The sequence below is a fragment of the Pseudomonas sp. Sample_24 genome (genome assembly GCF_004307605.1).
GTDB lineage: Bacteria > Pseudomonadota > Gammaproteobacteria > Pseudomonadales > Pseudomonadaceae > Aquipseudomonas.
Genome location: NZ_RCNW01000431.1, coordinates 1 through 23,884, shown reverse-complemented (window position 1 = coordinate 23,884; position 23,884 = coordinate 1). Strand labels below are relative to the sequence as shown.

At 60.3% G+C, this 23,884-nt stretch carries 21 protein-coding genes; 6 read left to right on the top strand and 15 right to left on the bottom strand.

The genetic code is table 11. The features are described 5' to 3' along the window. The first annotated feature begins 10 nt into the window (after positions 1-10). Positions 11-994: an asparaginase gene (locus D8V06_RS25405; RefSeq protein WP_056853220.1), complete on the top strand. Its 984-nt coding sequence runs from the start codon at positions 11-13 to the stop codon at positions 992-994. A gap of 48 nt (positions 995-1,042) precedes the next feature. Here the strand turns inward: D8V06_RS25405 and zapE are convergent, their stop codons facing one another. The 3 genes from zapE to D8V06_RS25390 all read right to left on the bottom strand — a co-directional run bounded on the left by zapE (position 1,043) and on the right by D8V06_RS25390 (position 4,237). Then, positions 1,043-2,137, bottom strand: a complete 1,095-nt coding sequence (gene zapE, locus D8V06_RS25400; RefSeq protein ID WP_056853221.1) for a cell division protein ZapE — start codon at positions 2,135-2,137, stop codon at positions 1,043-1,045. Between the two features lie 90 nt (positions 2,138-2,227). Next, on the bottom strand, positions 2,228-3,583 hold the full coding sequence (locus tag D8V06_RS25395) for a tryptophan--tRNA ligase (RefSeq protein ID WP_130932047.1): 1,356 nt from the start codon (positions 3,581-3,583) through the stop codon (positions 2,228-2,230). Positions 3,584-3,607: 24 nt separating this feature from the next. Continuing rightward, positions 3,608-4,237 (bottom strand): alpha/beta fold hydrolase, encoded by a 630-nt coding sequence (locus D8V06_RS25390; protein WP_130932049.1) that lies wholly within the window; start codon positions 4,235-4,237, stop codon positions 3,608-3,610. 144 nt (positions 4,238-4,381) lie between these two features. Here D8V06_RS25390 and D8V06_RS25385 point away from each other — a divergent pair, with 144 nt between their 5' ends. Beyond that, on the top strand, positions 4,382-4,816 hold the full coding sequence (locus tag D8V06_RS25385; protein ID WP_056853223.1) for a DUF1043 family protein: 435 nt from the start codon (positions 4,382-4,384) through the stop codon (positions 4,814-4,816). A 148-nt stretch (positions 4,817-4,964) separates the two neighbouring features. Here the strand turns inward: D8V06_RS25385 and D8V06_RS25380 are convergent, their stop codons facing one another. The 8 genes from D8V06_RS25380 to D8V06_RS25345 form a co-directional block, all read right to left on the bottom strand. Beyond that, complete coding sequence (locus tag D8V06_RS25380; protein ID WP_130932046.1) at positions 4,965-6,350, bottom strand: aspartate aminotransferase family protein; 1,386 nt, start codon at positions 6,348-6,350, stop codon at positions 4,965-4,967. Between the two features lie 11 nt (positions 6,351-6,361). Continuing rightward, positions 6,362-7,834, bottom strand: a complete 1,473-nt coding sequence (locus tag D8V06_RS25375) for an NAD-dependent succinate-semialdehyde dehydrogenase (RefSeq protein ID WP_130903589.1) — start codon at positions 7,832-7,834, stop codon at positions 6,362-6,364. 266 nt (positions 7,835-8,100) lie between these two features. Continuing rightward, positions 8,101-8,580: an Lrp/AsnC family transcriptional regulator gene (locus tag D8V06_RS25370; RefSeq protein ID WP_130903588.1), complete on the bottom strand. Its 480-nt coding sequence runs from the start codon at positions 8,578-8,580 to the stop codon at positions 8,101-8,103. A gap of 128 nt (positions 8,581-8,708) precedes the next feature. Next, positions 8,709-9,710, bottom strand: a complete 1,002-nt coding sequence (doeB, locus tag D8V06_RS25365; RefSeq protein WP_056853227.1) for a N(2)-acetyl-L-2,4-diaminobutanoate deacetylase DoeB — start codon at positions 9,708-9,710, stop codon at positions 8,709-8,711. Positions 9,711-9,713: 3 nt separating this feature from the next. Beyond that, entirely contained in the window at positions 9,714-10,904 is a 1,191-nt protein-coding gene (doeA, locus tag D8V06_RS25360; protein ID WP_056853228.1) for an ectoine hydrolase DoeA, read from the bottom strand. Between the two features lie 43 nt (positions 10,905-10,947). Next, complete coding sequence (gene eutC / locus D8V06_RS25355; protein WP_130907948.1) at positions 10,948-11,940, bottom strand: ectoine utilization protein EutC; 993 nt, start codon at positions 11,938-11,940, stop codon at positions 10,948-10,950. Positions 11,941-11,976: 36 nt separating this feature from the next. Further along, complete coding sequence (eutB, locus tag D8V06_RS25350; protein ID WP_130932045.1) at positions 11,977-12,948, bottom strand: hydroxyectoine utilization dehydratase EutB; 972 nt, start codon at positions 12,946-12,948, stop codon at positions 11,977-11,979. 105 nt (positions 12,949-13,053) lie between these two features. Continuing rightward, positions 13,054-14,448 (bottom strand): PLP-dependent aminotransferase family protein, encoded by a 1,395-nt coding sequence (locus D8V06_RS25345; RefSeq protein ID WP_056853300.1) that lies wholly within the window; start codon positions 14,446-14,448, stop codon positions 13,054-13,056. Between the two features lie 291 nt (positions 14,449-14,739). Between D8V06_RS25345 and ehuB the strand changes: the two genes are divergently transcribed. The 4 genes from ehuB to ehuA all read left to right on the top strand — a co-directional run bounded on the left by ehuB (position 14,740) and on the right by ehuA (position 17,860). Beyond that, positions 14,740-15,597 carry an ectoine/hydroxyectoine ABC transporter substrate-binding protein EhuB gene (ehuB, locus tag D8V06_RS25340; protein WP_056853231.1) on the top strand — a complete coding sequence of 286 codons (858 nt, stop codon included), beginning with the start codon at positions 14,740-14,742 and terminating at the stop codon, positions 15,595-15,597. A gap of 75 nt (positions 15,598-15,672) precedes the next feature. Beyond that, on the top strand, positions 15,673-16,332 hold the full coding sequence (ehuC, locus tag D8V06_RS25335) for an ectoine/hydroxyectoine ABC transporter permease subunit EhuC (RefSeq protein WP_056853232.1): 660 nt from the start codon (positions 15,673-15,675) through the stop codon (positions 16,330-16,332). Beyond that, a complete protein-coding gene (gene ehuD, locus D8V06_RS25330) occupies positions 16,329-16,985 on the top strand; it encodes an ectoine/hydroxyectoine ABC transporter permease subunit EhuD (protein ID WP_056853233.1) in 657 nt (218 codons plus the stop codon). Before ehuC ends, ehuD begins: the two co-directional genes overlap by 4 nt. An 80-nt stretch (positions 16,986-17,065) precedes the next feature. Then, positions 17,066-17,860, top strand: a complete 795-nt coding sequence (gene ehuA, locus D8V06_RS25325; RefSeq protein WP_130932048.1) for an ectoine/hydroxyectoine ABC transporter ATP-binding protein EhuA — start codon at positions 17,066-17,068, stop codon at positions 17,858-17,860. A gap of 125 nt (positions 17,861-17,985) precedes the next feature. Here ehuA and D8V06_RS25315 read toward each other — a convergent pair whose 3' ends face one another. From D8V06_RS25315 to D8V06_RS25300, 4 genes are all read right to left on the bottom strand, one after another. Next, positions 17,986-18,717 (bottom strand): OmpA family protein, encoded by a 732-nt coding sequence (locus D8V06_RS25315; RefSeq protein WP_056853234.1) that lies wholly within the window; start codon positions 18,715-18,717, stop codon positions 17,986-17,988. A 102-nt stretch (positions 18,718-18,819) separates the two neighbouring features. Next, positions 18,820-19,461, bottom strand: coding sequence for an MBL fold metallo-hydrolase (locus D8V06_RS25310; RefSeq protein WP_056853235.1), 642 nt, complete (start codon positions 19,459-19,461; stop codon positions 18,820-18,822). Positions 19,462-19,548: 87 nt separating this feature from the next. Further along, positions 19,549-22,287 (bottom strand): LuxR C-terminal-related transcriptional regulator, encoded by a 2,739-nt coding sequence (locus D8V06_RS25305; RefSeq protein WP_130903583.1) that lies wholly within the window; start codon positions 22,285-22,287, stop codon positions 19,549-19,551. Positions 22,288-22,461: 174 nt separating this feature from the next. Further along, the gene (locus tag D8V06_RS25300; protein WP_056853237.1) at positions 22,462-23,826 is read right to left on the bottom strand and encodes a DUF1329 domain-containing protein; all 1,365 of its coding nucleotides are present in this window, start codon (positions 23,824-23,826) and stop codon (positions 22,462-22,464) included. Positions 23,827-23,884: the final 58 nt, after the last annotated feature.

Sequence of the window (23,884 nt, the reverse complement as noted above, 5' to 3'; positions counted from 1 at the left end):
GAGGTATCAAATGGACCTGCCCAAACTGGCCATCGCTGCGCTCGGCGGCACGGTGAGCATGCAAGCCAGCCATTCCGGCGAAGGTGTTATACCGACCGTCAGCGGCGAATCCCTGCTGGCTTCAGTGCCCGAATTGGCGACACTGGCGCGGATCACCGTTGAAACGCTCGGCCTGTTGCCCAGCGCTTCATTGGATTTCGAGGTATTGCTCAGCGTGATGTCCTGGGCGAAATATCAAGTTGAGCAAGGCGCCCATGGCGTGGTTATTACCCAAGGCACCGACACGCTGGAAGAAACTTCAGCGTTTCTTGATTTTCTATGGGATTGTGATCAACCGCTGGTCCTGACCGGCGCCATGCGCTCGGCAAAACAGGCAGGCGCCGATGGCCCGGCCAATCTGCTGGATGCCTGCCGCGTTGCCCTGGCTGCCAGCAGTCGACAACGGGGAGTTCAGGTGGTGATGAACGGGCAGATCCATCAGGCCCACTGTGTTCGCAAAACCGAGTCGCTCGCCCTGCAGGCATTCTCTTCCCCGGTATTCGGAATCGCCGGCCTGGTTGTGGAAAACGCGGTTCGCTATTTCCATCATCCGTCCGAGCGCAAGTGTTTACCCTGGCCGCAACACACCACGCAAAAGGTGGCCCTGCTGGAGGCGTCGCTTGGCGCCGATACCCTGCTATTGGAAAACATCCTGCACCTGGGCTACGACGGGCTGGTGATCGCCGGTTTCGGCGCCGGGCACGTCTCGCAGAAATGGGCTGAGGTGATCGAACACATTGCCGAAAAAATACCGGTGATCATTGCGACCCGCACCGGTTCCGGCTCCACCGCGCAATCCACCTACGGTTTTATTGGCAGTGAAATGGACCTGGTGCGCAAGGGGGCATCCATGGCCGGGTTTCTCTGTCCGCGTAAAGCCAGAGTCCTGCTTTGGTTGCTACTTGGTTGTCAGCGACAGCATGAGTTATCGCGCTATCTCAACCGCAGCGCATAACCCACAAAAAAGGCCTGCAATCGCAGGCCTTTCTAGTTTTCCGACATCCTACGGCTTGTGTGCCCGGGACAGGAATTCGTGGGATTGCATTTCCAGCAGGCGACTGAGCGTGCGCTGGAACTCGAAGTTCAAACGACCGCCGGTGTACAGATCCTTGAGTTCAACTTCAGCAGAAATGATCAGCTTCACGTTGCGGTCGTAGAACTCGTCGACCATGTTGATGAAGCGTCGGGCGATGTCGTCGGTGGTGACGCTCATCTGCTCGACGCCGCTGAGCAGCACGGCGTGGAAGATCTTGCCCAGTTCGATGTAGTCGTTCTGGCTGCGCGGGCCGTCGCACAGTTCGCGGAACTCGAACCACGCCACGTCATCGCAGGTGCGCAAGGCACGGATCTCGCGGTTTTCGATCATCAGAACGTCGTTCTCGATCGCCGCAGTGCATTCCGGCGTCAACGCGCGGAAGCTTTTGCGCAGGCTTTCGTGGGACGCTTCGTCGAGCGGAAAGTGGAACAGCTCAGCTTGTTCGAGGTGACGCAGACGATAATCGACGCCGCTGTCGACGTTGACGATTTCGGTGTTCTGCTTGATCAGCGCGATGGCCGGCAGGAAACGCGCGCGTTGCAGGCCGTCCTTGTACAGACCGTCCGGCACGATGTTCGAGGTTGCGACCAGGGTTACACCGTTTTTGAACAATTCTTCCATCAGGGTGCCGAGGATCATGGCGTCGGTAATATCGGAAACAAAGAACTCATCGAAGCAGATGACCCGGGCTTCGGTGGCGAAGCGCTTGGCGATGATGGTCAGCGGGTTTTTCTCGCCGCCCAGGGTCTTCATCTCTTCGTGCACGCGCTTCATGAAGCGGTGGAAGTGGGTGCGGGACTTTTCCTTGAACGGCAGCGCTTCGAAGAAGGTGTCGACCAGGTAAGTCTTGCCGCGACCTACACCGCCCCAGAAGTACAGGCCCTTGACTGGGGTCTGATCTTTTTTGCCAAACAGTTTGCCCAGCAGGCCCGGTTTGTTTTGCTCGGCCGCGACCAGATCGTCGTACAGGCGCTGCAAATGACGCACGGCAGTTTCCTGGGCGGCGTCGTGGAAGAATTCCGGGCGTTTCAGATCAGCTTGATATCGTTCTAGGGGCGTCATAATTCGTTAGCAAGGCAACAAAAACGGGCCGTCACTTTAGCGATGGCCCGCAGGAATGGCAATCGGCCCTTGGTCGGACCGCGCCGCTGTTTATTCCTGAACCGGGGTCAGGGCAATCCGCAATGCTTCGATGGCTGCGTCGCGGGCAGAGCTGTCGGCGAAGGCCGGGCTGTCGCCAACGCACTGGCCTTCCAGCCAGACGCTGAAGCCCAGGTCTTGATTGCGCACATCCAGCACTTGGCCCGATTGCAGCTGCTTGGTCACTTGCCCTGCGGTTTTACCGTCGGCAAAGTTGCGCGAGAGCAACAGTTGTTCGCCATCGGCCGCCAGCAGCCGGAAGCGGAAACTGCCGTCGTCTTCGCGGAAGCTGACAAAACGCGCCGCTTTCGCGGCCTTTTTCTTGGTGGTCGCCGCCACTTGGGTCTGGGCAACGAAGGAGCGCAGGCCCACCGCTTCACGCAACTCGTTGAGGAACGGGGTCGCCACCGCTCGGGCTTTTTGTGCGCCGTGCTGCAGGATGTCTTCCAGATCCGCCGGACGTTCGATCAATTGGTGATAACGCTCGCGCGACTCGCCCAACTCGCTGTCCAGCAACTGGAAAAGACGGTTTTTCGCTTCGCCCCAGCCCAGGCCCTGCAACAGTTCGCTGCGGAACTCGTCGGCTTGCGCTGGCGTGGCGAATGCCTGGAACAGGGTGAACAGGTGCGAGTTGTCCGGATCTTTCGCTTCGCCCGGCGCTCGGGAGTCGGTGACGATCCGCGAAATCGCGTCTTTCATTTCCTTGGCGCTGCTGAACAACGGAATGGTGTTGTCGTAGCTTTTCGACATTTTGCGGCCGTCGAGACCCGGCAGTGTGGCGACGCTTTCTTCGATCAGCGCCTCAGGCATGGTGAAGAACTCCTTGCCTTTGCCGAACAGGTGGTTGAAGCGCTGGCCGATGTCCCGGGCCATTTCCACGTGTTGGATCTGATCGCGACCGACCGGGACCTTATGCGCGTTGAACATCAAAATGTCGGCGGCCATCAGTACCGGATAGCTGTACAGGCCCATGGTGATACCGGCATCCGGGTCTTCGCCGGTCTCGACGTTCTTGTCCACCGAAGCCTTGTAGGCGTGAGCGCGATTGAGCAGGCCTTTGGCGGCGACGCAGGTCAGCAGCCAGGTCAGCTCGGGGATTTCCGGAATGTCGGACTGACGGTAAAAGGTCACGCGGTCGACATCCAGACCACCGGCCAGCCAGGTCGCGGCGATTTCCAGACGCGAGCGCTGGATGCGCAGCGGGTCATCGCATTTGATCAAGGCGTGGTAGTCGGCCAGGAAATAGAACGAATCGGCCTGGCTGTCGCGGCTGGCGAGGATTGCCGGGCGGATCGCGCCGGCGTAGTTGCCCAGGTGCGGCGTGCCGGTGGTGGTGATGCCGGTGAGAATGCGGATACGGTTGGTCATGGGTAATCGCTTGTCAGACTGCAATCAATTCGAGAGACGCGGCAACAGCAGATCCTTGAGATCGGTCAGCTTGCCATGAAAAAAGTGTCCGCATTCTGCCACTTTCAGCAGCTCATGGGGACGTTCGAGCTTGTCGGACCACTCGTAAACGACTTGAGGATCGATCACTTCGTCGGTTTCCGGCTGGATCAGGGTCAGCTCGCCGTGCTGTGGCAGTTGATCCTGGGCGCCCAGGCGCATGACGGCCGGTGCGACCATGAACAGGTGCTTGATCTGTTCGCCCTGCGCTTCCAGGCGTCCGCCGAGACTTGCGGCAACAAATCCGCCGAAGGAGAAACCGAACAGGGTCAGCGGCAGATCCGGGTGTTTGTTGCGCAACCATTGGGCCACTGCCTGGGCATCGTCGACTTCACCGGTGCCCATGTCGTGGCTGCCTTCGCTGGCGCCGACGCCACGGTAATTGAAGCGCAGGGTGATCAAACCGGCATCGCGTGCGGTGCGTTGCAGGGTCGAGACCACTTTGTTGAGCATGGTGCCACCCTGCACCGGGTTTGGATGGCAGATCAGCGCCAGGCCGCGCGGCTGTTCGTTGTCCAGGTAAAGAGACTCGAGCTGGCCGACCGGGCCATCAATCACTACAGGGGTTTCACGCATCAGCAAGGAAAGAACTCCGTGACCTCGAAACGGGTCGACTCGTCTAGCAAATTGTCTGCAACTGTCTATTGCGAGCGAATCGCGGTATACAGCGCAGGTTCGAGCCGTTAACGTAAAGCAAAGCCGTTTATAGAGGAAGGACTCGTGGAACACTCGCTCTTAGTTTGGTTGTTGCCGACTCTTGCCCTGGTTGTGGGTGTCGCCATTGGTTTCCTGATCGCTCGCCTGGCGCCGAATGCCGCGCCCAGCAGCACACAACGTCAGCTGGACGATATTCAGGAACGTTTCGACAGTTATCAGAACGAGGTGGTGACCCACTTCAACAGCACTGCGACACTGGTCAAGAAACTGACTCAGAGCTATCAGGAAGTGCAGGATCATCTCGCCGAGGGTGCCAACCGTCTGGCCCTGGATGAACAAACCCGCCAACGCTTGCTGGCCTCGCTGCACGCCGACGCGGCGCAGACTCCGCGCGAGCGCCTGACGCCGCCGCGCAATCAGGAACCGCCACGCGACTACGCACCCAAAGCCCCGAACGCCCCGGGCATGCTCGATGAGCATTACGGCCTGAAGAAGTAATCAGGTTTCACGCGACAAAAAGCCCCCGGACAAGTGGTTGTCCGAGGGCTTTTTTATTTCTGATCCAGCATCTCGGCTGAATGTCCCGCCCTCATCGCGGACTTGCCCGCGATGAGGCCAGTACAGACCACACAACAGGATCAGATAATCAGCCCAACACCTCCCCCGCCACCTGATCGATCGCATCCTTGGTGATACCCACGATCAAGTCCGCCTCGACCTCGGTCAGGACCAACGGCGGTGCAAAGCCGAGGATGTCGCCATGGGGCATCGCCCGGGCAATCATCCCGCGCTCCAGGCATGCCGCCGAGACTTTCGGACCGACCTTCAAGGCGGCGTCGAATGGCGTGCGCTGTTCACGATCCGCCATGAACTCGACCGCCGCGAGCATGCCGTCACCGCGCACTTCGCCCACCAGCGGATGGCCTTCGAGGGTTTCGCGCAGCCGCCGATTGAGATAACCGCCCACCTTATCGGCGTTGGCCGTGAGGTTTTCCCGCTCTAGGATATCGAGGTTGGCCAGCGCCGCGGCCGCACAAATGGGGTGCCCGGAATAGGTCCAGCCATGGCCCATGGCGCCTTGGGATTCGGAGGCTTTTTCGATCACGTCCCAAACCTTTTCGCCGACGATCACCGCCGACAATGGCGCATAAGCGCTGGTCAGGCCTTTGGCGGTAGTGATCAGGTCCGGGCGCATGCCGTAACGCTGGCTACCCATTTTCGACCCCAGCCGACCGAAGGCGCAGACCACTTCGTCGGCGATCAACAGCACATCGTATTTGTTCAGCACTGCCTGGATCGCTGCCCAATACCCGGCGGGTGGAACAATGATCCCGCCGGTCCCCATCAGCGGCTCGCCAATGAAGGCCGCCACGGTGTCCGGACCTTCGGCGAGGATCATTTTTTCCAGCTCGTCGGCGCAATAGCGCACGAAGGCCGTTTCATCCATGCCGGTCGGCGCCTTGCGATACCAGTGCGGGCAGACGGTGTGCTTGATGCCTTCGGCCGGCAGATCGAAATGCTGATGAAAACTCGGCAGGCCGGTCAGGCTGCCGGTCATGATGCCCGAACCGTGGTAGCCGCGATCGCGGGAGATGATTTTCTTCTTCTGCGGGCGACCCAGCACGTTGTTGTAGTAACGCACCAGTTTGATCTGGGTTTCGTTGGCGTCAGACCCGGAAAGGCCGTAATAGACCTTCTTCATGCCTTCAGGCGCCCAGTCGATGATACGGCTCGAAAGCTCGATGATCGCTTCGGTCGAATGCCCCATGTAGGTGTGGTAATAGGCCAGTTCCCTGGCTTGCTTGTAGATCGCATCAGCAACTTCGGTGCGCCCGTAGCCGATGTTCACGCAATACAGGCCGGCGAAGGCGTCGATCAGCTCGCGGCCTTCGTGGTCGCGGATGCGGATACCCGACGCGCCTTTGATGATGCGCCCCTTGAGCGCGCCGCTGGCATGATCATGGGCGTGAGTCGAAGGGTGCATGAAGTGCGCACGGTCTTGCTCGAACAGCGAGTCAAATTCTTGGTTCATGGTGAATCTCCTCAGAACTGGCCTTGATGGTGCAGGCAGAAGTATTTGGTTTCGACAAAGGCTTCGAAGCCCTCGGTGCCGCCTTCCCGGCCCAGCCCCGAGGCTTTCATGCCACCGAACGGGATCGGATGGCCGGTAAACTTGACGCCATTGACCGCGACCATGGCGTGGTCGAGGCGGCGGATCAGCGGGTAAATCAGGTCCAGACGATTGGAACAAATGTAGGCGGCCAGACCGTATTCGGTGTCGTTGGCCATCTCGACCGCCTGATCGAGGGTGTCGAACGGCATCACCCCGGCAATCGGCGCGAAGTTTTCTTCGCGGTAGATGCGCATCTGTGGCGTGACATCGGCCAGCACCGTTGGCTGATAGAACAAACCGCCCAGTGCATGGGCCTCACCGCCCACCAGTCGTTGCGCGCCGTGTTGCAAGGCATCGGCGACCCGTTCGGTGGTGACATCGAAAGCGGCCTGATGCATCAATGGGCCGACATCGACCTGCTGCTCACGGTCGCCGAGCATCGCCGGGCCAACCCGCAACTCACGTACCGCCGCGGTAAACCCCTTGAGAAATTGCGCATAAACAGAGCGATCGACCATGATGCGGTTGGCCGCGCAGCAATCCTGGCCGGAGGTCTGGAATTTGGCGGCCACCGCGACTTTCACCGCCAGCTCAAGGTCGGCGTCGGCGCAGACAATGAACGGCGCGTTGCCGCCCAACTCCAGTGCCACCTTTTTTACGTCCTGGGCTGCGGCTTGCAGCACCAACTTACCGACGCGGGTCGAGCCGGTGAAACTCACCGAACGCACGCGACTGTCCTGCACCAGGGTCTGCATGGCCATCTGCGGTTCGCCCAACACCACATTGAATACGCCGGCAGGGAAACCTGCTTCCTCGGCCAGTTGCGCCAGGGCAAACGCCGAGTACGGTGTTTCATGGGCCGGTTTGATGACCACGGTGCAACCGGCGGCCAGCGCGGCAGCGGCTTTGCGAGTGATCATTGCCGAAGGGAAATTCCATGGCGTCAGCAATGCACAGACGCCGACCGGCTCCTTGACCGTGCCCAGGTGCGCCCCTGGAATGTGGCTGGGAATGTTTTGCCCATACAGGCGCCGCGCCTCTTCGGCAAACCAGGGAATGAAACTGGCGGCATAAGCGATTTCGCCACGGGACTCGGCCAGGGACTTGCCTTGCTCCAGACTGAGAATCCGCGCCAGGTCTTCCTGATGCTCAAGAATCAATGCCGCCCAGCGCCGCAGAATCGCCCCGCGCGCCTCCAGGCTTTGTTCGCGCCAGTCGGCGAACGCACGGTGCGCAGCATCGACGGCGGCGGCGATTTGGGACTGGTCGAGCATCGGTACATGGCCGATCAGTTTTTGATCCGCCGGGTTGTGCACCGCGATACTGTGACCGCTGTCGCTGTGCACCCAATGGCCATCGACGTAGCAAAGGGCCTTGAACAACAGTGGATGTTTGTAAGTCATGGCGTTCACTCCAAATCCGTGTGCGTGGAACCATGCTAGGGCAGCCAAGCCTTGGGAATTTGGCGTTTGAACGGGGTTTGGCAGGTGGTTTTTTCTGATTGAGCGGGGCTGAACAGCGTTTTTTGCGGTGTGAACACGACACCTGAATCCACACAAATCGACTGTAGGAGCGAGCCTGCTCGCGATAGCGGTGTGTCAGTTGACATCACGGTTTCTGACTGGCCGCCATCACGAGCAGGCTCGGCTCCCACAGGTTTATTGAGTGTTCAGGATTCTTGCGACAATTCGGCCGGCAAGGCGCCGCCGGTCTTGATGGTTTTGGTGACGATGTAGGTGAAGTAGCGTTCAATTCCCAGATCATCGAGCAGCAACTGGTCGATGAAACGTTGGTAATGGTCAATGTCCGGTGCCTGGATCATTGCCATGTAATCGACACCGCCACCGGTGGCATAACAGAACGCGACTTCGGGTGCGTCGCTCATGCGTTGCTCGAAACGCCGCATGTCCTGCGCGGTGTGCCGGGCCAGGGTGATTTCCACCAGCACCTGCTGACTTTTGAACACCGCGCCCCAGTCGATGTGTGCCCGGTAGCCCTTGATCAGGCCGAGGGCTTCGAGTTTGCGCACCCGCTCCCAGGCCGGGGTCACCGAGAGATTGATCGCCTCGGCCAGGCTCGACTTGGTGATACGCCCGTCGTCAGCGAGGATTCGCAGGATTTTCAGGTCATAGCGATCGAGCTTGTGCATGGGCATATCCCTCAGGTTAATAAAAAACCTGTGGGAGCTGGCTTGCCAGCGATGGCGGTAGCACATCCAGCATTGATGTGACTGACATACCGCTATCGCTGGCAAACCAGCTCCCACAGGGATGGCTGTCAGGTCACGATATCGGCGATCACTGCGATGGTATCGCCGCACCCCACCAGCCCCGGAAAGTGCCGCGCCGCCAGCAGACCGTTGCGCGCCGCGCGATATTCCACCGGGGCCACGCCGCTGCGGGTGGCGTCGTAGACGCGGGCGATCACTTCGCCCTTGCTTACGTGATCGCCCAGGTCACGGCACATTTCCAGCAGGCCGTCGTGCTCGCTGGCGATGAAGCAATCGCCATCGGGCATGTCGAGCATGATCGATGTCGAAGCCTGCACTTGGCCCTCAACAATCCCCGCATGCACCAGCAGATTGCGTACGCCGCGCTCGGCGATCGCCACACTGCGCGCCGTAGACGAACCGCCGCCGCCCAGCTCCGTGGTGACGAAAATCTTGCCCTGGGACTCGGCAGCGGTGTCGTACATCGCCCCGGCATCGAGTTCGAGCATGCGCATGCTGTACGGCGCATTGAACGCACGCATGCCGGCCTCGCATTGCGCCTGCTGCCGTTTGTCCGGCAACACATGACAGGCGGCGAACGGCAGGAAATCCAGGGTGCGACCGCCGGAGTGAATGTCCAGCACGATGTCGGCCAGGGGCAGCAACGTGCGGGTGAAATAGTCGGCGATCTTCTCGGTCACCGTACCGTCCGGCTTGCCGGGAAAACTGCGATTGAGGTTGCCCTTGTCGATCGGCGACGTACGCCGCCCGGCGTGGAACGCCGGGGTGTTCATGAACGGGACGATGATCACCCGTCCGCTGACGTCGGCGGCCGTCAGGCTTTGCGCCAGTTTGCTCAAAGCCACCGGGCCTTCGTACTCATCACCGTGGTTACCGCCGGTAAGCAGCGCGGTCGGTCCCTGGCCGCGCTGGATCACCGTAAGCGGAATCATCACCGCGCCCCAGGCAGAATCGTCCCGGGAATAGGGCAGCTTGAGAAAACCGTGCTGCACGCCTTCGCGGCTGAAATCCACCGTGGCACTGATCGGGTTGTCAGGCAGTTCACTCATGGCTCAATCCTTCACGAACAATTGGCGAGGCACATTGCACAGCGTCTCGACGCCGGTTTCGGTGATCAGAATGCTCTCGGTGATTTCCAGCCCCCAGTCATCCATCCACAGGCCCGGCATGAAGTGGAAGGTCATGCCCGGTTGCAACACGCTGGTGTCGCCGGGACGCAGGCTCATGGTGCGCTCGCCCCAATCCGGTGGATAACTGATACCGATCGGGTAGCCGCAACGGCTGTCCTTGTGGATGCCGAACTTCTCCAGCACCTTGAAAAACGCCACGGCAATGTCGCCGGTGGTATTGCCCGGTTTGGCCGCTTCCAGCCCGGCTGCGATGCCTTCAACCACGGCTTTCTCGCCGTCGAGGAAATGTTGCGGCGGTTTGCCCAGATAGATCGTGCGCGACAACGGGCAGTGATAACGCTTGTAGCAGCCGGCGATTTCAAAAAAGGTGCCGGCGCCCTTTTCGAACGGTGAATCGTCCCAGGTCAGGTGCGGCGCACTGGCATCGGCGCCGGTCGGCAACAACGGCACGATGGCCGGATAATCGCCGCCATGACCGTCAGCCCCGAGGATGCCGCTGCTGTAGATCTCGGCCACCAGTTCGTTTTTGCGCATGCCCGGTTCGATGCGCTCCAGGATCCGCCCGTGCATTTTCTCGACAATGCGCGCGGCGATGCGCATGTAGGCGATTTCCTGCGGCGACTTGACCGCCCGCTGCCAGTTCACCAGCCCGACCGCGTCGATCAATCTGGCCTTCGGCAGATTTTTCTGCAGCGACAGATAAGCGGCAGCGCTGAAGTAATAGTTGTCCATTTCCACGCCGATGGTCAGTGCATCCCAACCTCGAGCGCTGATCACTTCGCGCGACAGGTAGTCCATGGGATGACGTTCCCGAGACTGCACGTAAATGTCCGGGTAGCCAACGATGTTCTCTTGCTGCATGAATACGGTGCGCTTGGCGCCGTTGGCGTCCTGGCCGCGACCGAACCACAGCGGTTCGCCATCGAGCGCCAGCAGCACGCATTGATGAACGTAAAACGACCAACCGTCATAGCCGGTCAGCCAGGCCATGTTCGACGGATCGGTGACCAACAACAACTCGATGCCCTGCGCCTGCATGGCCACTCGCACCTTGGCCAGACGCTGGGCGTATTCCTCCCGTTGAAACGGGAGATTGACGACTATCTGAGACATGCACATGCCCTCTGATAAATGACGCACGGATGAAAAAAGCGCTTTAACTGCCGAACTGAAAACCTTTGCCGGCCGCACGCGCACGTTCGAAGGCCAGGTTGGCCATGGCCGTGTCCTGGGCGCCGGTGCCCGTGAGGTCGCACAGGGTGATTTGCGTTGAATCGGTACGACCGGGCCGTTGGCCGGCCAACACCTGCCCCAGTTCTGCGAAGTTCGATTCGTCGCTGACCACACCCGCCGCAAGGGCGTGATGCAGCTCGCCGAGGATGCGCGTCTGACTCAATCGATCCGCCACGTAGCGGTCGACCTGTGCCAGCGCACGGGGAGAAATTTCGTTCTTGTGTTCGGCATCCGAGCCCATGGCCGTGATGTGCAGACCGGGATGCAAATGGCGCAAATCGATCAACGGCTCACGGCTTGGTGTGCAGGTGATCGCGATGTCGACCTCGGACATCGCCTCGTCGATGCTGGCGCACGGCTTGACCGCCAGACCGCTGTCCCGGGCCAGTTCGACGCTGAAGGCCTGGGCCTTGGCGGCGTCCCGCGCCCAGACCCGCACGCTGTCGATCGGCCGCACCAGACGCAGCGCTTGCAACTGCAACGCGGCCTGCTCTCCGGCACCGATCAGCGCCACGCTACGGCTGTCTTGCCGCGACAGCGCCCGCGCCGCCACGGCTCCGGCCGCCGCTGTGCGCACGGCGGTCAGGTAACCGTTATCGAGCAGCAAGGCATCCAGCAAACCGGTGCGCGCAGACAACAACATCATCATGCCGTTGAGGCTGGGCAAGCCCAGTTTCGGGTTGTCGAAAAAACCTGGGCTGACCTTGATCGCAAAGCGTTCAAGCCCCGGCAGGTAAGCGGTTTTCACATCCACTTCGCCGTTATGTTCGGGAATGTCCAGGCGCAGGATCGGCGGCATCGCCACGGCAGCGGTGGCCAGCAGTACGAAGGCCTGCTCAATGGCTTCGATACTTGGCAGGTCCAGCGACACGCAGGCGCGCAGGTCCGCTTCGTTCAGCAAGGTGATTTCACTCATCAACGCGGCACTCCATCGAGTCGTTATTGTTGGAATTCATGCATCGGCGCCGGCGAGCACACGCAGGTGTTGCTCGACATCGACGTTGCGTCCGCTGATTACCACCACGATTGGCCCGAGCGGCTCGATCAAACCCTCGAGCAACGCGGCAATCCCCACCGCCGCCGCGCCCTCCACCACCAGACGTTCTTCGCGATAGGCATGGCGGATGGCATTGGCGATGGCGGCTTCGCTGAGCAGATGCAAGTGATCGCAGGTGTCGCGGGTCATGGCGAAGGTGTAACGGTTGTCCAGGCCGATGCCGCCGCCGAGCGAGTCAGCCAGGGTCGGCAACTCTTCGACTTCCAGCGGATGCCCGGCCGCGAGGCTGGCGTGCATGGCCGCACCGCGTTGCATGCTGACACCGTGAGTGACGATCTGCGGGTTGGCCCTTTTCAGCGCCAGCGCGACGCCGGCGAACAGGCCGCCACCGGACAATGGAACCAGTACTTGGGCGACGTCTGGCTGCTGTTCGAGGATCTCCAGGCCCAGCGTGCCCTGCCCGGCAATGATCGCCGGATGATCGAACGGTGGCAGCAGTGTTGCGCCATGTTCGTGGGCAATCCGCTCGGCTTCACGCTGGGCATCATCCTGGGACTGACCGACAATACGCACATCAGCGCCGAGATCGCGGATGGCCTGGACTTTGTTTCCCGGCACCAGGTGCGACAGGCAAATCGTCGCCTTCACGTTTTGCCGCGATGCGGCGTAAGCGAGTGCCCGCCCATGATTGCCGGTGGACGCGGCGACGACGCCACGCGCCTTTTGCTCGGCAGTGAGTTGTGCCACGGCATTGCTCGCGCCGCGCAACTTGAAGCTGCCGGTGATTTGCAGGGATTCGAGCTTGAGGTACACCGGCACGCCCGACTGTCGCGACAGGCTGGGGGAATGTTCCATCGGCGTGCGCCGTACCAGCGCTTCGATCCGCTGGCGGGCGAGGTAGATATCGTTGAGCTGTAACGCTGACATGACCGCATCCCGATGAGGTATTGGGCGCAGTCTAAGAGGGCTGGATTGTCGCGCTGAATGTACTAGGGCAATTTAGTCGACAAATTTTTCGACGTCTTTTGCCGCTCAAAAATCGTGGATTTGCGGGTACTGACCAAAGATTTCGCGCATGCCCATCAGCGCATCGCGCATTTCCTCGTCACTGCATTCAGCGCCTACGCATACCCGTACGGCCCGTGGCCGGGGCGTACCGCGCACGGTAAACGGGTCGGGCGACGTGACTGCAATATGCTTGTGGCGCAACGCACGCACCAGGCTGTCGAGTTCCCAATGCGGCGGGATGCCGATCCAGGCGTTCAAGGCATAGGGATGTTGGCCGAGCAGGTACTCGCCGAGGTATTCGCTGACCATCGCCTGCCGCCCGCTCAACAGCTTGCGCTGCACGCCCACCAGCGTCTCGGCGCGGCCATCGCGAATCCAGCGCGTGGCGATTTCCGAAACCATGGGCGTCGCCATCCAGCTGTTGACCCGCAAAATGCTTTCGGTGCGCAGCGCCAGACGCTTGGGCATCACCAGATAACCAATGCGCAAACCGGTGAGCACCGATTTGGTCATGCTGGTGCAATAGAACGATAGCTCCGGCAGGTAATGGCTGATCGGCGGCGCACGGCGCTCGTCCAGAAGCGGGCCGTAGACATCATCTTCGATGATGTGCACACCAAAACGCCGGGCAATCTCGGCAATTTCACGCCGCCGATTGTCAGGCATCAGGCTGGTGGTCGGGTTGTTCAGGTTCGGCGTACAGACCAGCGCGGTGATCCGCTCATTGCTGCACATGTCTTCGAAATGTTCCGGGTCAATGCCGTAGCGATCCATTTCCAGGCCCTTGAGGGTAAACCCCAGCACCTGGGAATTGCCGATCACGCCGTGGTCAGTGACACCTTCGCAAAGCACCACATCATCAGGCCCGGCGAGCGAAGCCAGGGCGAGGAAAATTCCGTGGGCCGCGCCGTTGGTGATCAGGATGTCATCGCGTTCGACGCGCAGGCCTTGGCGGGCGATCCAGTGCATCGCCGCTTCCCGGTGCGACTCGAACCCGGCAATCGGACGGAATGCGTGAATCCACGGCTGATCGTCTTCGGTACTGAGTTCGCGGCAGGTTTCGCGCCAGAACTGGTCATGTTCACGGGTGTGCATGATCCGCGTAATGGAAAAATCCACCAGCGCGCGTTCGGGACTGTCGAGAATATAGGTGGCGACCCGGTCGCTCATGCGCCGCGAGACGAAGCTGCCACGCCCCACTTCGCAACGCACCAGCCCCTGGCGCTCCAACTCCTTATAGGCGTTGGTGACCGTTTGCACGCTGATGCCCACCGCATCGGCAACCTGTCGTTGCGGCGGCAGGCGCTGATCGTTGACCAGCACGCCCTGCTCGATGTCGTCGGCAATCGCCTGCACCAGGATCTTGTATTTCGATTCGCCGCTGCGGGCGATTTGCAGTGCTGCCTTCCACTTGTCCATCGGCGCCGAACCCACGTGTTTGCCAGTGCCGACAGCATCCCGCGAGAAACCATGCAAAGCAATTGTCCTAGTGCAATGCAATGTGGCTCAGGGCTTTTGTATGCTCGGTCCAAGGTCGATGCACAGGCGGCCGAACCCGCCGCCAACAACAACCAATCGATCTGTACCGGAACTGTGGCCCAAAGCTTCGGCTCAACAGGAAAACGGCTCTCGTACGCTTTGCTCTTGTCACACTGCCTCCTACCACAGAGCCGTCTTCGACGGGTCCACAAGAAACAGGAGATTTTATCGATGAGCAATTCCATTCCCCGCAGTTCCCATGTCTTGCGTCACCTGTTCGTGGCTTGTGCGATGTTCGGTCTGGCCGCCAGCGCCCATGCCGCCACGACGCTGGAAACCATCACGAAAAACAGCAGCATTCGCATCGGCTACGCCAACGAAACGCCATTCGCCTTCACCGAAACCGATGGCCGGGTCACCGGTGAATCGCCGGAGATCGCCAAAGTCATCTTCGCCAAAATGGGCATCAAGCAAGTCGATGGCGTGCTGACCGAATGGGGCTCGCTGATTCCGGGCCTGCGCGCCGGGCGCTTCGACGTGATTGCCGCCGGCATGTACATCACGCCCGAACGCTGCAAGCAAGTCATCTTCACCGATCCGCAGTACCAGTTGCCCGATGCCCTCCTGACCGCCAAAGGCAACCCGAAAAACCTCCACAGCTATGAAGACATCGCCAAGAACCCGGATGTGAAACTGGCGATCATGGCCGGCACGGTCAATCTGAAATACGCACGGGACTCCGGCGTGAAGGACGCACAAATTCTCCAGGTGCCCGACACCACCGCCCAGTTGCAAGCCGTGCGCGCCGGTCGCGCCGATGCCGCCGTAGGCACCCAATTGACCATGAAAGGCTTGGCCGCCAAGGGCGGTGAAAAGGTCGAAGCGGTTACCGAGTTCAAGGATGACCCGTCGCATACCGGTTACGGCGCCCTCGCCTTCCGTCCGGAAGACAAGGACCTGCGGGATGCGGTCAATGCCGAACTGAAAAAGTGGCTGGGCTCTGAAGAGCACCTCAAGACGGTCGCCCCGTTCGGCTTCGACAAATCCAACGTGACCAGCAAAACGGCTGCCGAGCTCTGCGCTCAATAGTCGAGACAGGCATGGCGCTGTGGCGCGATGCCTATCCCTGCTGACTCCGGATGTTGAACCACGCAGGTGTGAACAATGGGTGAATTACTTCCGCTATTGATACAAGGCGCCTGGGTCACGCTCCAGGTAACCTTCTTCGGCTCGATCCTGGCAATTGTCGCGGCCATTCTGGCGGCGCTGGGGCGCATGTCGCCGTGGCGGCCGTTGAGCTGGTTCTCGGTCGCCTACATCGAAGTGTTTCGCGGTACGTCGTTGCTGGTGCAATTGTTCTGGCTGTTTTTCGTGTTGCCGCTGCCACCGTTCAATCTGGAACTGAGCCCCTACAGCGTGGCCATCGTCGGCCTGGGCCTGCACATCGGCGCCTATGGCGCCGAGGTGATGCGCGGTGCGATCAGCTCCGTGGCGAAAGGTCAGTACGAAGCGGCGACCGCGCTGAACTTCAGCGCTTACAAACGCTTTCGCCGAATCATTCTGCCTCAGGCTTTGCTCGCCGCGATTCCACCAGGCACCAACCTGCTGATCGAATTGCTGAAGAACACTTCGCTGGTGTCGCTGATCACCTTGTCCGACCTGAGTTTCCGCGCTCGACAATTGGATCAGGCTACCTTCCAGACCCTGGAAATCTTCAGCCTGGCGCTGGTGATGTATTTCATCCTGGCACAAGCGATCAACCTCGGCATGCGCAGCATCGAGCGGCGTCTGGCGCGTGGCCGGATGCGTGGAGGTTTGTCATGACCCTGTTCGACTGGACATACGCCTGGCAGATCCTTCCCGATTTGCTGCGCGCTTCGCTCAACACCGTGGGCATTACCCTGGTCGGTTTCCTGATCGCCATTGTGCTGGGGCTGTTCCTCGCCATCGGCCGGCGCAGCCGCTTGTACTGGTTGTCGTGGCCGATCGCCGGGGTCATCGAGTTCATCCGCAGCACGCCGCTGCTGATCCAGGTGTATTTCCTTTACTACGTACTGCCCAACTACGGCGTCAGCCTGTCGGCCATGCAAGTGGGGATCATCGGCATCGGCGTGCATTACGCCTGCTACATCGCCGAGGTTTATCGCGGCGGACTCGATGCGGTGCCTCGTGCGCAATGGGAAGCGGTGACCGCGCTGAACATCGCGCCGTACAGCGCCTACCGCAACATCATCCTGCCCCAGGCCCTGCGGCCGATCCTGCCGCCGCTGGGCAATTACCTGGTGGCAATGCTCAAGGACACGCCCGTGCTGTCGGCCATCACCGTGGTGGAAATCATGCAGCAGGCCAAGAACATCGGTTCCGAAAACTTCCGCTACCTGGAACCGATCACCATGGTCGGTCTGTTCTTCCTCGCCCTGAGCATCGCCTTGGCTTATCTGGTACGGCGCCTCGAACTGCGCCTGGAGCTACGTTAATGACTTCTCCACTCTCGACCTCCAACGACCTTTCCCGGCGCGGCAACCTGACGCCGCTGCATCCGCAAGAGGCCACGGCCATGCATCAAACGAAAGCGGTCAAGCCGATAGTCAGCTTTCAGGATGTCACCAAAAGCTACGGCAGTTTCACCGTGCTCGATCATTTGAACCTGGACGTCACGCCCGGGGAAAAAGTCGCAATCATCGGCCCCAGCGGCTCAGGGAAATCCACGCTGTTGCGGGTCCTGATGACCCTCGAAGGCATCGATGACGGAGTGATCCGCGTTGAAGACGATCTGCTGACGCACATGCCCAATCGCAATGGCGTGCTGGTGCCGGCCAACGACCGACACATCCGCCGTGTACGCGGCAAGATCGGCATGGTGTTCCAGAGTTTCAACCTGTTCCCGCACATGACCGCATTGCAAAATGTCATCGAAGCGCCAGTGCAGGTTCTGGGCATGAAACCCACCGAAGCACGGGAACGCGCGGCGGATCTGCTGGAGTTGGTGGGTCTGGGCAGCAAGCTGGGGCATTACCCTTCGCAGCTGTCCGGTGGGCAGCAGCAACGGGTAGCGATCGCCCGCGCCTTGGCCATGCGCCCCAAAGTCATGCTGTTTGACGAAGTGACCTCGGCGCTCGATCCGGAACTGTGCGGCGAAGTACTCAATGTGATCCGCAAGCTCGGCGCCGAACATAACCTGACCATGTTGATGGTCACGCACCAGATGGGCTTTGCCCGGGAGTTCGCCGATCGTGTGTGCTTCTTCTACAAGGGCCAGATCCACGAACAGGGCACCCCGGCGCAGATCTTCGAACATCCACAGCAGGAGCGTACCTGTGCGTTTCTCAGTGCGGTAAAAGAAGCCAACTGAAACGCCGCACATAAAAAAATGGGAGCGAGCCTGCTCGTGTTGGGGCAGTCAGATTCAACATTGATGTTGATTGACCGGCCGTCATCGCGAGCAGGTTCGCTCCCACAGGTTTTATGTCGCGGGTGTTACGGGTACTGCTGAACGGTGCCCGGCTGTTGCTGAGCACCATACTGCTGACCCGGAATCGCCTTGAGGTTGACCTCGACACGACGGTTCTGCGCGCGGCCATTGACGTCAGCGTTGCTGGCAACCGGGTTATCCGGGCCGGCACCACGGGCGCTCAGGTTGGCACCGCTGACACCTTGCGAAGTCAGGTAGGTCGCCACACTCTGCGCACGACGCTGGGACAGGTCCATGTTGTGCTGGCGGCTGCCGGTGCTGTCGGTGTAACCGACGATTTCGATCTGGTTCTGGTTGAACTCTTTCAGCGAGCCGGCCAGGTTGTTCAACGGCTGGTAGAAACTCGAAGCGATGTTCGCCGAGTCGGTGGCGAAAGTGATATTGCCCGGCATGATCAGTTTGATCTGATCGCCCTGACGCTGCACTTCGACACCGGTGTTGGCCATGCTGGCCCGCAGTTTTTTCTCTTGCTGGTCGGCGTAGTAACCGTAACCGGCGGCGGAAGCACCCACCACGGCGGCGCCAATCAACGCGCCCTTGCCACGGTTGTTGTGGTCAATGGCGGCACCGGCCAACGCGCCGGCCAGTGCACCGAGGCCACCGTACTTCGCGGTTTTGCTCATGCCGGTGGAGCCGCTATCGGCCTGTCCCTGGTTGTCGTAAGGGTTGGGCGATGCGCAACCGGACAACAGCGCCACGGCAGTAGCGACAATAATCAAACGACGGGTGGTGAACATGAAGAGCTCCTACTTTTTGCATTCTGTGGTGCATCAGACCAAGGCATCGGCCTTTGCGGGCGTTGGATCATTTCGATGCCTGAAAATTCCACCTGTTACAAATCAGGCTCGAACGAACGGGTTCTCACGCATTTCATCGCCAAGTCGGGTATCGGGACCATGCCCGGCCACCACGACGGCTTCTTCATCGAGGGTGTACAAACGCTGTTTGATCGAGCGCACGATAGTCGCCTGATCGCCACCCCATAAATCCGTACGCCCCACTCCACGCTTGAACAAGGTGTCGCCGGCAATCAGCAGCTTGGCATCGGCAAACCAGAAACTCATCGAACCCGGCGTGTGACCCGGCGTATGCAGCGCTACGCCACACCCACACGCCAATTCTTCATCGTCAGCCAGCCAGCGATCCGGCGACGGCACCGGCGTGTAGGGCACCCCGAACATCTGGCATTGCATCTCCAGATTGTCCCAGAGGAATTGGTCTTCCTTGTGCAAGTGCAAGGTGGCGCCGGTTTTTTCCTTCAACTGACCGGAGGCCAGGAAATGATCAAGGTGTGCGTGGGTGTGAATGATACTGACCACCTTCAGGCCCAACGCGTCCAGACGGGCGAGGATCAGCTCATGATTGCCACCCGGATCGACAACGATGGCCTTTTTCGTCACTGGATCGCCGATGATCGTGCAGTTGCACTGCAAAGGGCCGACGGGGAAGGTTTCGCGGATGAGGCCGGGGTGTTGGGACATCGGGGTCTGCTCGGTAAACGGGGACGGGTAATGTTCGCACACATCAGTATCCCGCCAGTGTCTGCGATGTGTAATGTGAAATATTCCTTACCCCAGAACCCCCAGTTCCTTGGCCCGGGCAACGGCCTGTGTACGGCGCTCGACCCCCAGTTTGCTGTTGATATGGCTGGCGTGGGTCTTGACTGTGTGCAGGGAAATAAACAACTGGTCACTGATTTCCTGATTCGAACAGCCTTGGGCAATCAGTCGAAGCACAGCCAATTCGCGGGTGCTCAGTTGTTCAGCGGCAGGAGCCGGGTCCAGAACCTGACGCGCAGGCGGAGCAGGAAGTTTCTCTGTCAGGCTCTGTATGACTTCAGTCGTCGCGCATAGCTGCAATTGGCCACGCAACCACTCCGGATACCCTGCCATCAACCCTTCGAACGATTGCAGTATGCCCCCACCAGCGGCGTCCAATGCCTGGATCAGCGCCTTGCGGGCCTCGGGCTCGCGGCCGGTGGTGAGCAACAGCGACACTTTTTGCGTCAGCGCCATCGCGCTGAGCATCTGCCGCCCGGTTTGCTGACCCTGCTCGAGCAAGACATTCAAACGCCCCTCGGCCAGCATCGGCTGGCCCTGTATAACCTCAAGCAGGGCTTGTTGCAGTTCGATATGCAACGGCAATTGCGGATGGAATTCCGGTGGCGCTGCAGCATGCTCGCCATTGTAGGTTTGCCCCAGTCGCGCCAGCCAGGCTTCGGCAAGATCTGTGCGCCCCTGCGCCAGCCAGAGTTCGCATTTGACCAAGGTGATCATCGCCAGATAGTAGATCGGCGGCACGTCCCAGATGTGCATCAGGCGTTCGGCTTCAGCCAGTTCGGCAAAGGCCTTGGCAAACTCGCCGCTGCTGCCTTCGAGCCGGGCGATGACACAATGGCCGATCAACACGCTGATGTCGCGACAGGCGCGAGCCTCGTTCAAGCCCACCTGCAAACGCGCTCTCGCCGCGTGTGGTTGCAAGCGCAGAGCCAGCAGAAACCCTTCGTACAAGGTCAGCCGGGCGCGGATGGCATAGAGACGTTGCGGTGACAAACCTTGCAAACGCTGCAGCCCTTGGCGAACTTCGGCAAGGGCGCGCAGGACTTCCCCGCGCGCCTGCAATACCCGGGCACGGTCATAATGGGCCAGCGCTTCGAACAGTGGGTTGCCGACCCGTTGTGCCAACTCCAGAGAAGCGCGATTCAACCCGCGCGCACGCCACAGGTCGCCGTCGGCAATGGCCAGGTTGGACAATGTCGAAAGACACATCAGCCGCTGGCCGTAACGCTTGCAGGGAAGGCTTTCGAGTGCCTCGGTGCAATAGAGCAGCGTGAGCTCACGGTTGCCACGCCCGCGAGCGATGATCCCGCTCAGGGCCAGCCATTGCGCCAGCATCGACTTCTGCGCGGTAGCCGACGGGGCAGGCAGGAAACGGCTCAGATGACTGGCCAACTCCTCGGCAGCATCCAGTTGGCAGGCCAGTCCCAACGCCCAGCTGTAGAGCACGATCAGACGCGGCGTGCTGATCAGCAGGCTGTCGGGCAAGTCCATTTTCCAGCGCAGCAGCATGCCGACATTCTGTTCGGCGAGCAGCTGTTCCTCCGAAAGGTTTTGCACCAGGTTTGCCGCAACGTCCAGATGCCCGGCACGCAATGCCTGTTCCACCGCTTCATCGAGTAGCCCCTGGGCATTGAACCAGCGACAGGCACGCAAATGCAGCGTGCCGGCCGGCACCATCGTCTGCGCGGTGGGCCGGGTACGCAACAGATCCGAGAACAGGTGGTGATAACGGTACCAGTGGCCATGCTCGTCCAACGGCACCAGGAATACCTGGTGCGCCGCCAGAAAGCGCAGGATCTCGGCGCTGTCATGGGCGTCGCGAACGGCGTCGCACAATTCACTGCAAAAGCGTTCCTGAGGGGCGGTGTCGTAGAGAAAAGCCTGGACCTCGGCGGGCAGGCAATCGATGACTTCCTCAAGCAGATAATCGCGGATCAGACCTTCCCCGCCATTAAGCGCCTGGGGTAAAGCACCGTCGGTACCGGCCTCGGAGGCTGCCAGCAGCCAGAATCGCAAGCCGGCTACCCAGCCTTCACTGCGCTGGATGAGGTTTTCCATCGCCTCGCCACGCAGTGAACTGCTGTGCCGGTCGAGCAGACTCAGGGCCTCATCGTGGGTCAACCGCAGGTCCTGTTCGTGCAACTCAAGCAGTTGCCGTGACAGGCGAAGCCGCGCCAGATGCCAATCCGGGCGCTGGCGACTGGTGACCATCACCAGCAAACCATCGGGAAGATGATTGAGGAAAAACTGCAGGCAGCGATCCAGAACCGGCCCCTGGGCCAGATGATAATCATCCAGCACCAGCAGCAATGGCGTGGCGGTCGACAAGTGCACGGCCAGTTCGTCGAGCAAGCCGTCCAGCCATTCTTCGAAGGCGAACGGTTGATGACGTTGACGCATCTTCAGCAAACCGAGGGATTGCCTGCCCAGCTGCGGGAAATAGTCTTGAAGGCCTTCGAGCAATCGCTCGAGGAATCGTCCCGGATCACTGTCTCGCGGGCTCAGGCCCAACCACAGACTTTGCCAATGCGCCGGCAATGCCTGACAAAACTCTATCGCCAATGAACTCTTGCCGAACCCCGCCGGTGCACTGACCAACAGCAACCGGCCACCGAGCCCCGCACTCAGACGCTCGCACAGTCGAGGTCGCAGCACATGGCCGTCGGGCAATGGCGGTCGGAAAAAACGCCCGTCCAGCGCAGCGACAGCGACGCTTGCGGGAGCGGGTGGTGGGGACAGATCAGTCATGGCCGGCTCTTGTTTGAATTGCGGGTGGCGGCGTTGCAGATGTCCGCAGACTAGCTGTAAACGAAGAGGGAATGAAGGTTATTGCTACAAATGGCTACAAAAAGTCTACACACAAGAAAACGCCCCGAACCAGTCGGGGCGTTTGCAGAGGATGCGGCCTCGTTTCAGCGCTCGTTAGCGAACACCATCCTGACGCAATGCCGCCGGGGTGAAGTCGCTGGTGGTGGCAGTAAAGCCGAAGTCATACGCCGACTTCTCTTCGTTCTTCATGCCCAGCGCCAGGTAACGGCCAGATTGCAGGTCGTACAAGGCTTCCAGGGCGTACCACGGCACTTGCTTGTCGTAGTAGTTCTCGGCATGAGCCTCGGCGACGCGCCACAGTTGGCCGCGACCGTCGTAGTGATCGATCACCGCCGCTTGCCAGGTGTCTTCGTCGATGTAGAAGTCACGCTTGGCGTAGATGTGGCGCTGACCTTCCTTCAGCGTTGCAACGATATGCCACACACGACGCAGTTCGTACCGCGCAAGGTCCTGGTTGATGTGGCCGGCCTTGATGATGTCGGCGTACTTCAGTTTCGGATCGTCGAGCTTGTAGGCGTTGGAGGCGATGTACATCTCTTTCTTGCCTTCAAGCTTCCAGTCGTAGCGGTCCGGTGCACCGTTGTACATGTCCAGGTTGTCGGAGGTACGCAGGCCGTCGGCAGCAGTACCCGGGCCGTCATAGGACACTTGTGGCGCACGACGCACACGACGCTGGCCGGCGTTGTAGACCCACGCCGAACGCGGTTCTTTCACCTGGTCGAGGGTTTCGTGCACCAGCAGCACACCACCGGCCAGACGTGCCGGGGCAGTCACTTTCTGCTTGAAGTAGAACAGGATGTTGCCCGGGTTGGCCGGATCGTAGTCCTTCATCTTGTCACGGAACACGAACTGGTCCTGGAAGTACACCAGGCTGAACGAGCCGTTTGGCTGTGGCGTGGCCTGGGTGACCAGACGGGTCACGCTACCACCGCGATAACGGGTGATGTGGTTCCAGATCACTTCAACGCCGCTCTTCGGAATCGGGAACGGAATCGCCGTTTCGAAGTTTTCCAGGCCGTTGCCGCCGGAAACGAGCTTGGTGTTGGTGGCGTTCTTCTTGATGGCGGCGAACACTTCATCCGGAACGGTGGCACCGCGATGGGTCGGGTAGACCGGCATCTTGAAGGTTTCCGGGTAGCGCTTGAACATCGCGTACTGACCCGGCGCGAGCTTTGCCTTGTACTGGTCGACGTTCTGCGCGGTGATGGTGAACAGTGGCTTTTCACCTGGGTACGGATCGGACAGGAAGCCTTTGCTGTCGACACTGCCAGCATTCTTTGGCAGCGGCTTCCAGGCAGAAATCGAACCGTCGGCATTACCTGCCATTTCGGCGCCCATCGGGGTCAGGCTCTTGCCCAGCTTGTCCGCTTCGGCGGCCGGGACCGCCGCCATGACGCCGGTTGCCAACAGCGAAAGCCCCAGGACACCGATGTGAAACAGACTCTTGGTTATTTTCATTTTTGTGTTCGTCCTGAAAATACAGTGCTTAGAAGTTCACGCCGAAGCTGAGCGCAAC

Coding starts and splice junctions, on each gene's coding strand:
- D8V06_RS25300 (WP_056853237.1), bottom strand. CDS start 23,826: ATGAAAATAACCAAGAGTCTGTTTCACATCGGTGTCCTGGGGCTTTCG.
- doeA (WP_056853228.1), bottom strand. CDS start 10,904: ATGTCTCAGATAGTCGTCAATCTCCCGTTTCAACGGGAGGAATACGCC.
- D8V06_RS25305 (WP_130903583.1), bottom strand. CDS start 22,287: ATGACTGATCTGTCCCCACCACCCGCTCCCGCAAGCGTCGCTGTCGCT.
- ehuA (WP_130932048.1), top strand. CDS start 17,066: ATGCATCAAACGAAAGCGGTCAAGCCGATAGTCAGCTTTCAGGATGTC.
- eutB (WP_130932045.1), bottom strand. CDS start 12,948: ATGTCAGCGTTACAGCTCAACGATATCTACCTCGCCCGCCAGCGGATC.
- ehuB (WP_056853231.1), top strand. CDS start 14,740: ATGAGCAATTCCATTCCCCGCAGTTCCCATGTCTTGCGTCACCTGTTC.
- D8V06_RS25345 (WP_056853300.1), bottom strand. CDS start 14,448: ATGGACAAGTGGAAGGCAGCACTGCAAATCGCCCGCAGCGGCGAATCG.
- D8V06_RS25390 (WP_130932049.1), bottom strand. CDS start 4,237: ATGCGTGAAACCCCTGTAGTGATTGATGGCCCGGTCGGCCAGCTCGAG.
- ehuC (WP_056853232.1), top strand. CDS start 15,673: ATGGGTGAATTACTTCCGCTATTGATACAAGGCGCCTGGGTCACGCTC.
- D8V06_RS25395 (WP_130932047.1), bottom strand. CDS start 3,583: ATGACCAACCGTATCCGCATTCTCACCGGCATCACCACCACCGGCACG.
- D8V06_RS25405 (WP_056853220.1), top strand. CDS start 11: ATGGACCTGCCCAAACTGGCCATCGCTGCGCTCGGCGGCACGGTGAGC.
- D8V06_RS25380 (WP_130932046.1), bottom strand. CDS start 6,350: ATGAACCAAGAATTTGACTCGCTGTTCGAGCAAGACCGTGCGCACTTC.
- D8V06_RS25375 (WP_130903589.1), bottom strand. CDS start 7,834: ATGACTTACAAACATCCACTGTTGTTCAAGGCCCTTTGCTACGTCGAT.
- D8V06_RS25315 (WP_056853234.1), bottom strand. CDS start 18,717: ATGTTCACCACCCGTCGTTTGATTATTGTCGCTACTGCCGTGGCGCTG.
- D8V06_RS25310 (WP_056853235.1), bottom strand. CDS start 19,461: ATGTCCCAACACCCCGGCCTCATCCGCGAAACCTTCCCCGTCGGCCCT.
- eutC (WP_130907948.1), bottom strand. CDS start 11,940: ATGAGTGAAATCACCTTGCTGAACGAAGCGGACCTGCGCGCCTGCGTG.
- ehuD (WP_056853233.1), top strand. CDS start 16,329: ATGACCCTGTTCGACTGGACATACGCCTGGCAGATCCTTCCCGATTTG.
- D8V06_RS25370 (WP_130903588.1), bottom strand. CDS start 8,580: ATGCACAAGCTCGATCGCTATGACCTGAAAATCCTGCGAATCCTCGCT.
- zapE (WP_056853221.1), bottom strand. CDS start 2,137: ATGACGCCCCTAGAACGATATCAAGCTGATCTGAAACGCCCGGAATTC.
- doeB (WP_056853227.1), bottom strand. CDS start 9,710: ATGAGTGAACTGCCTGACAACCCGATCAGTGCCACGGTGGATTTCAGC.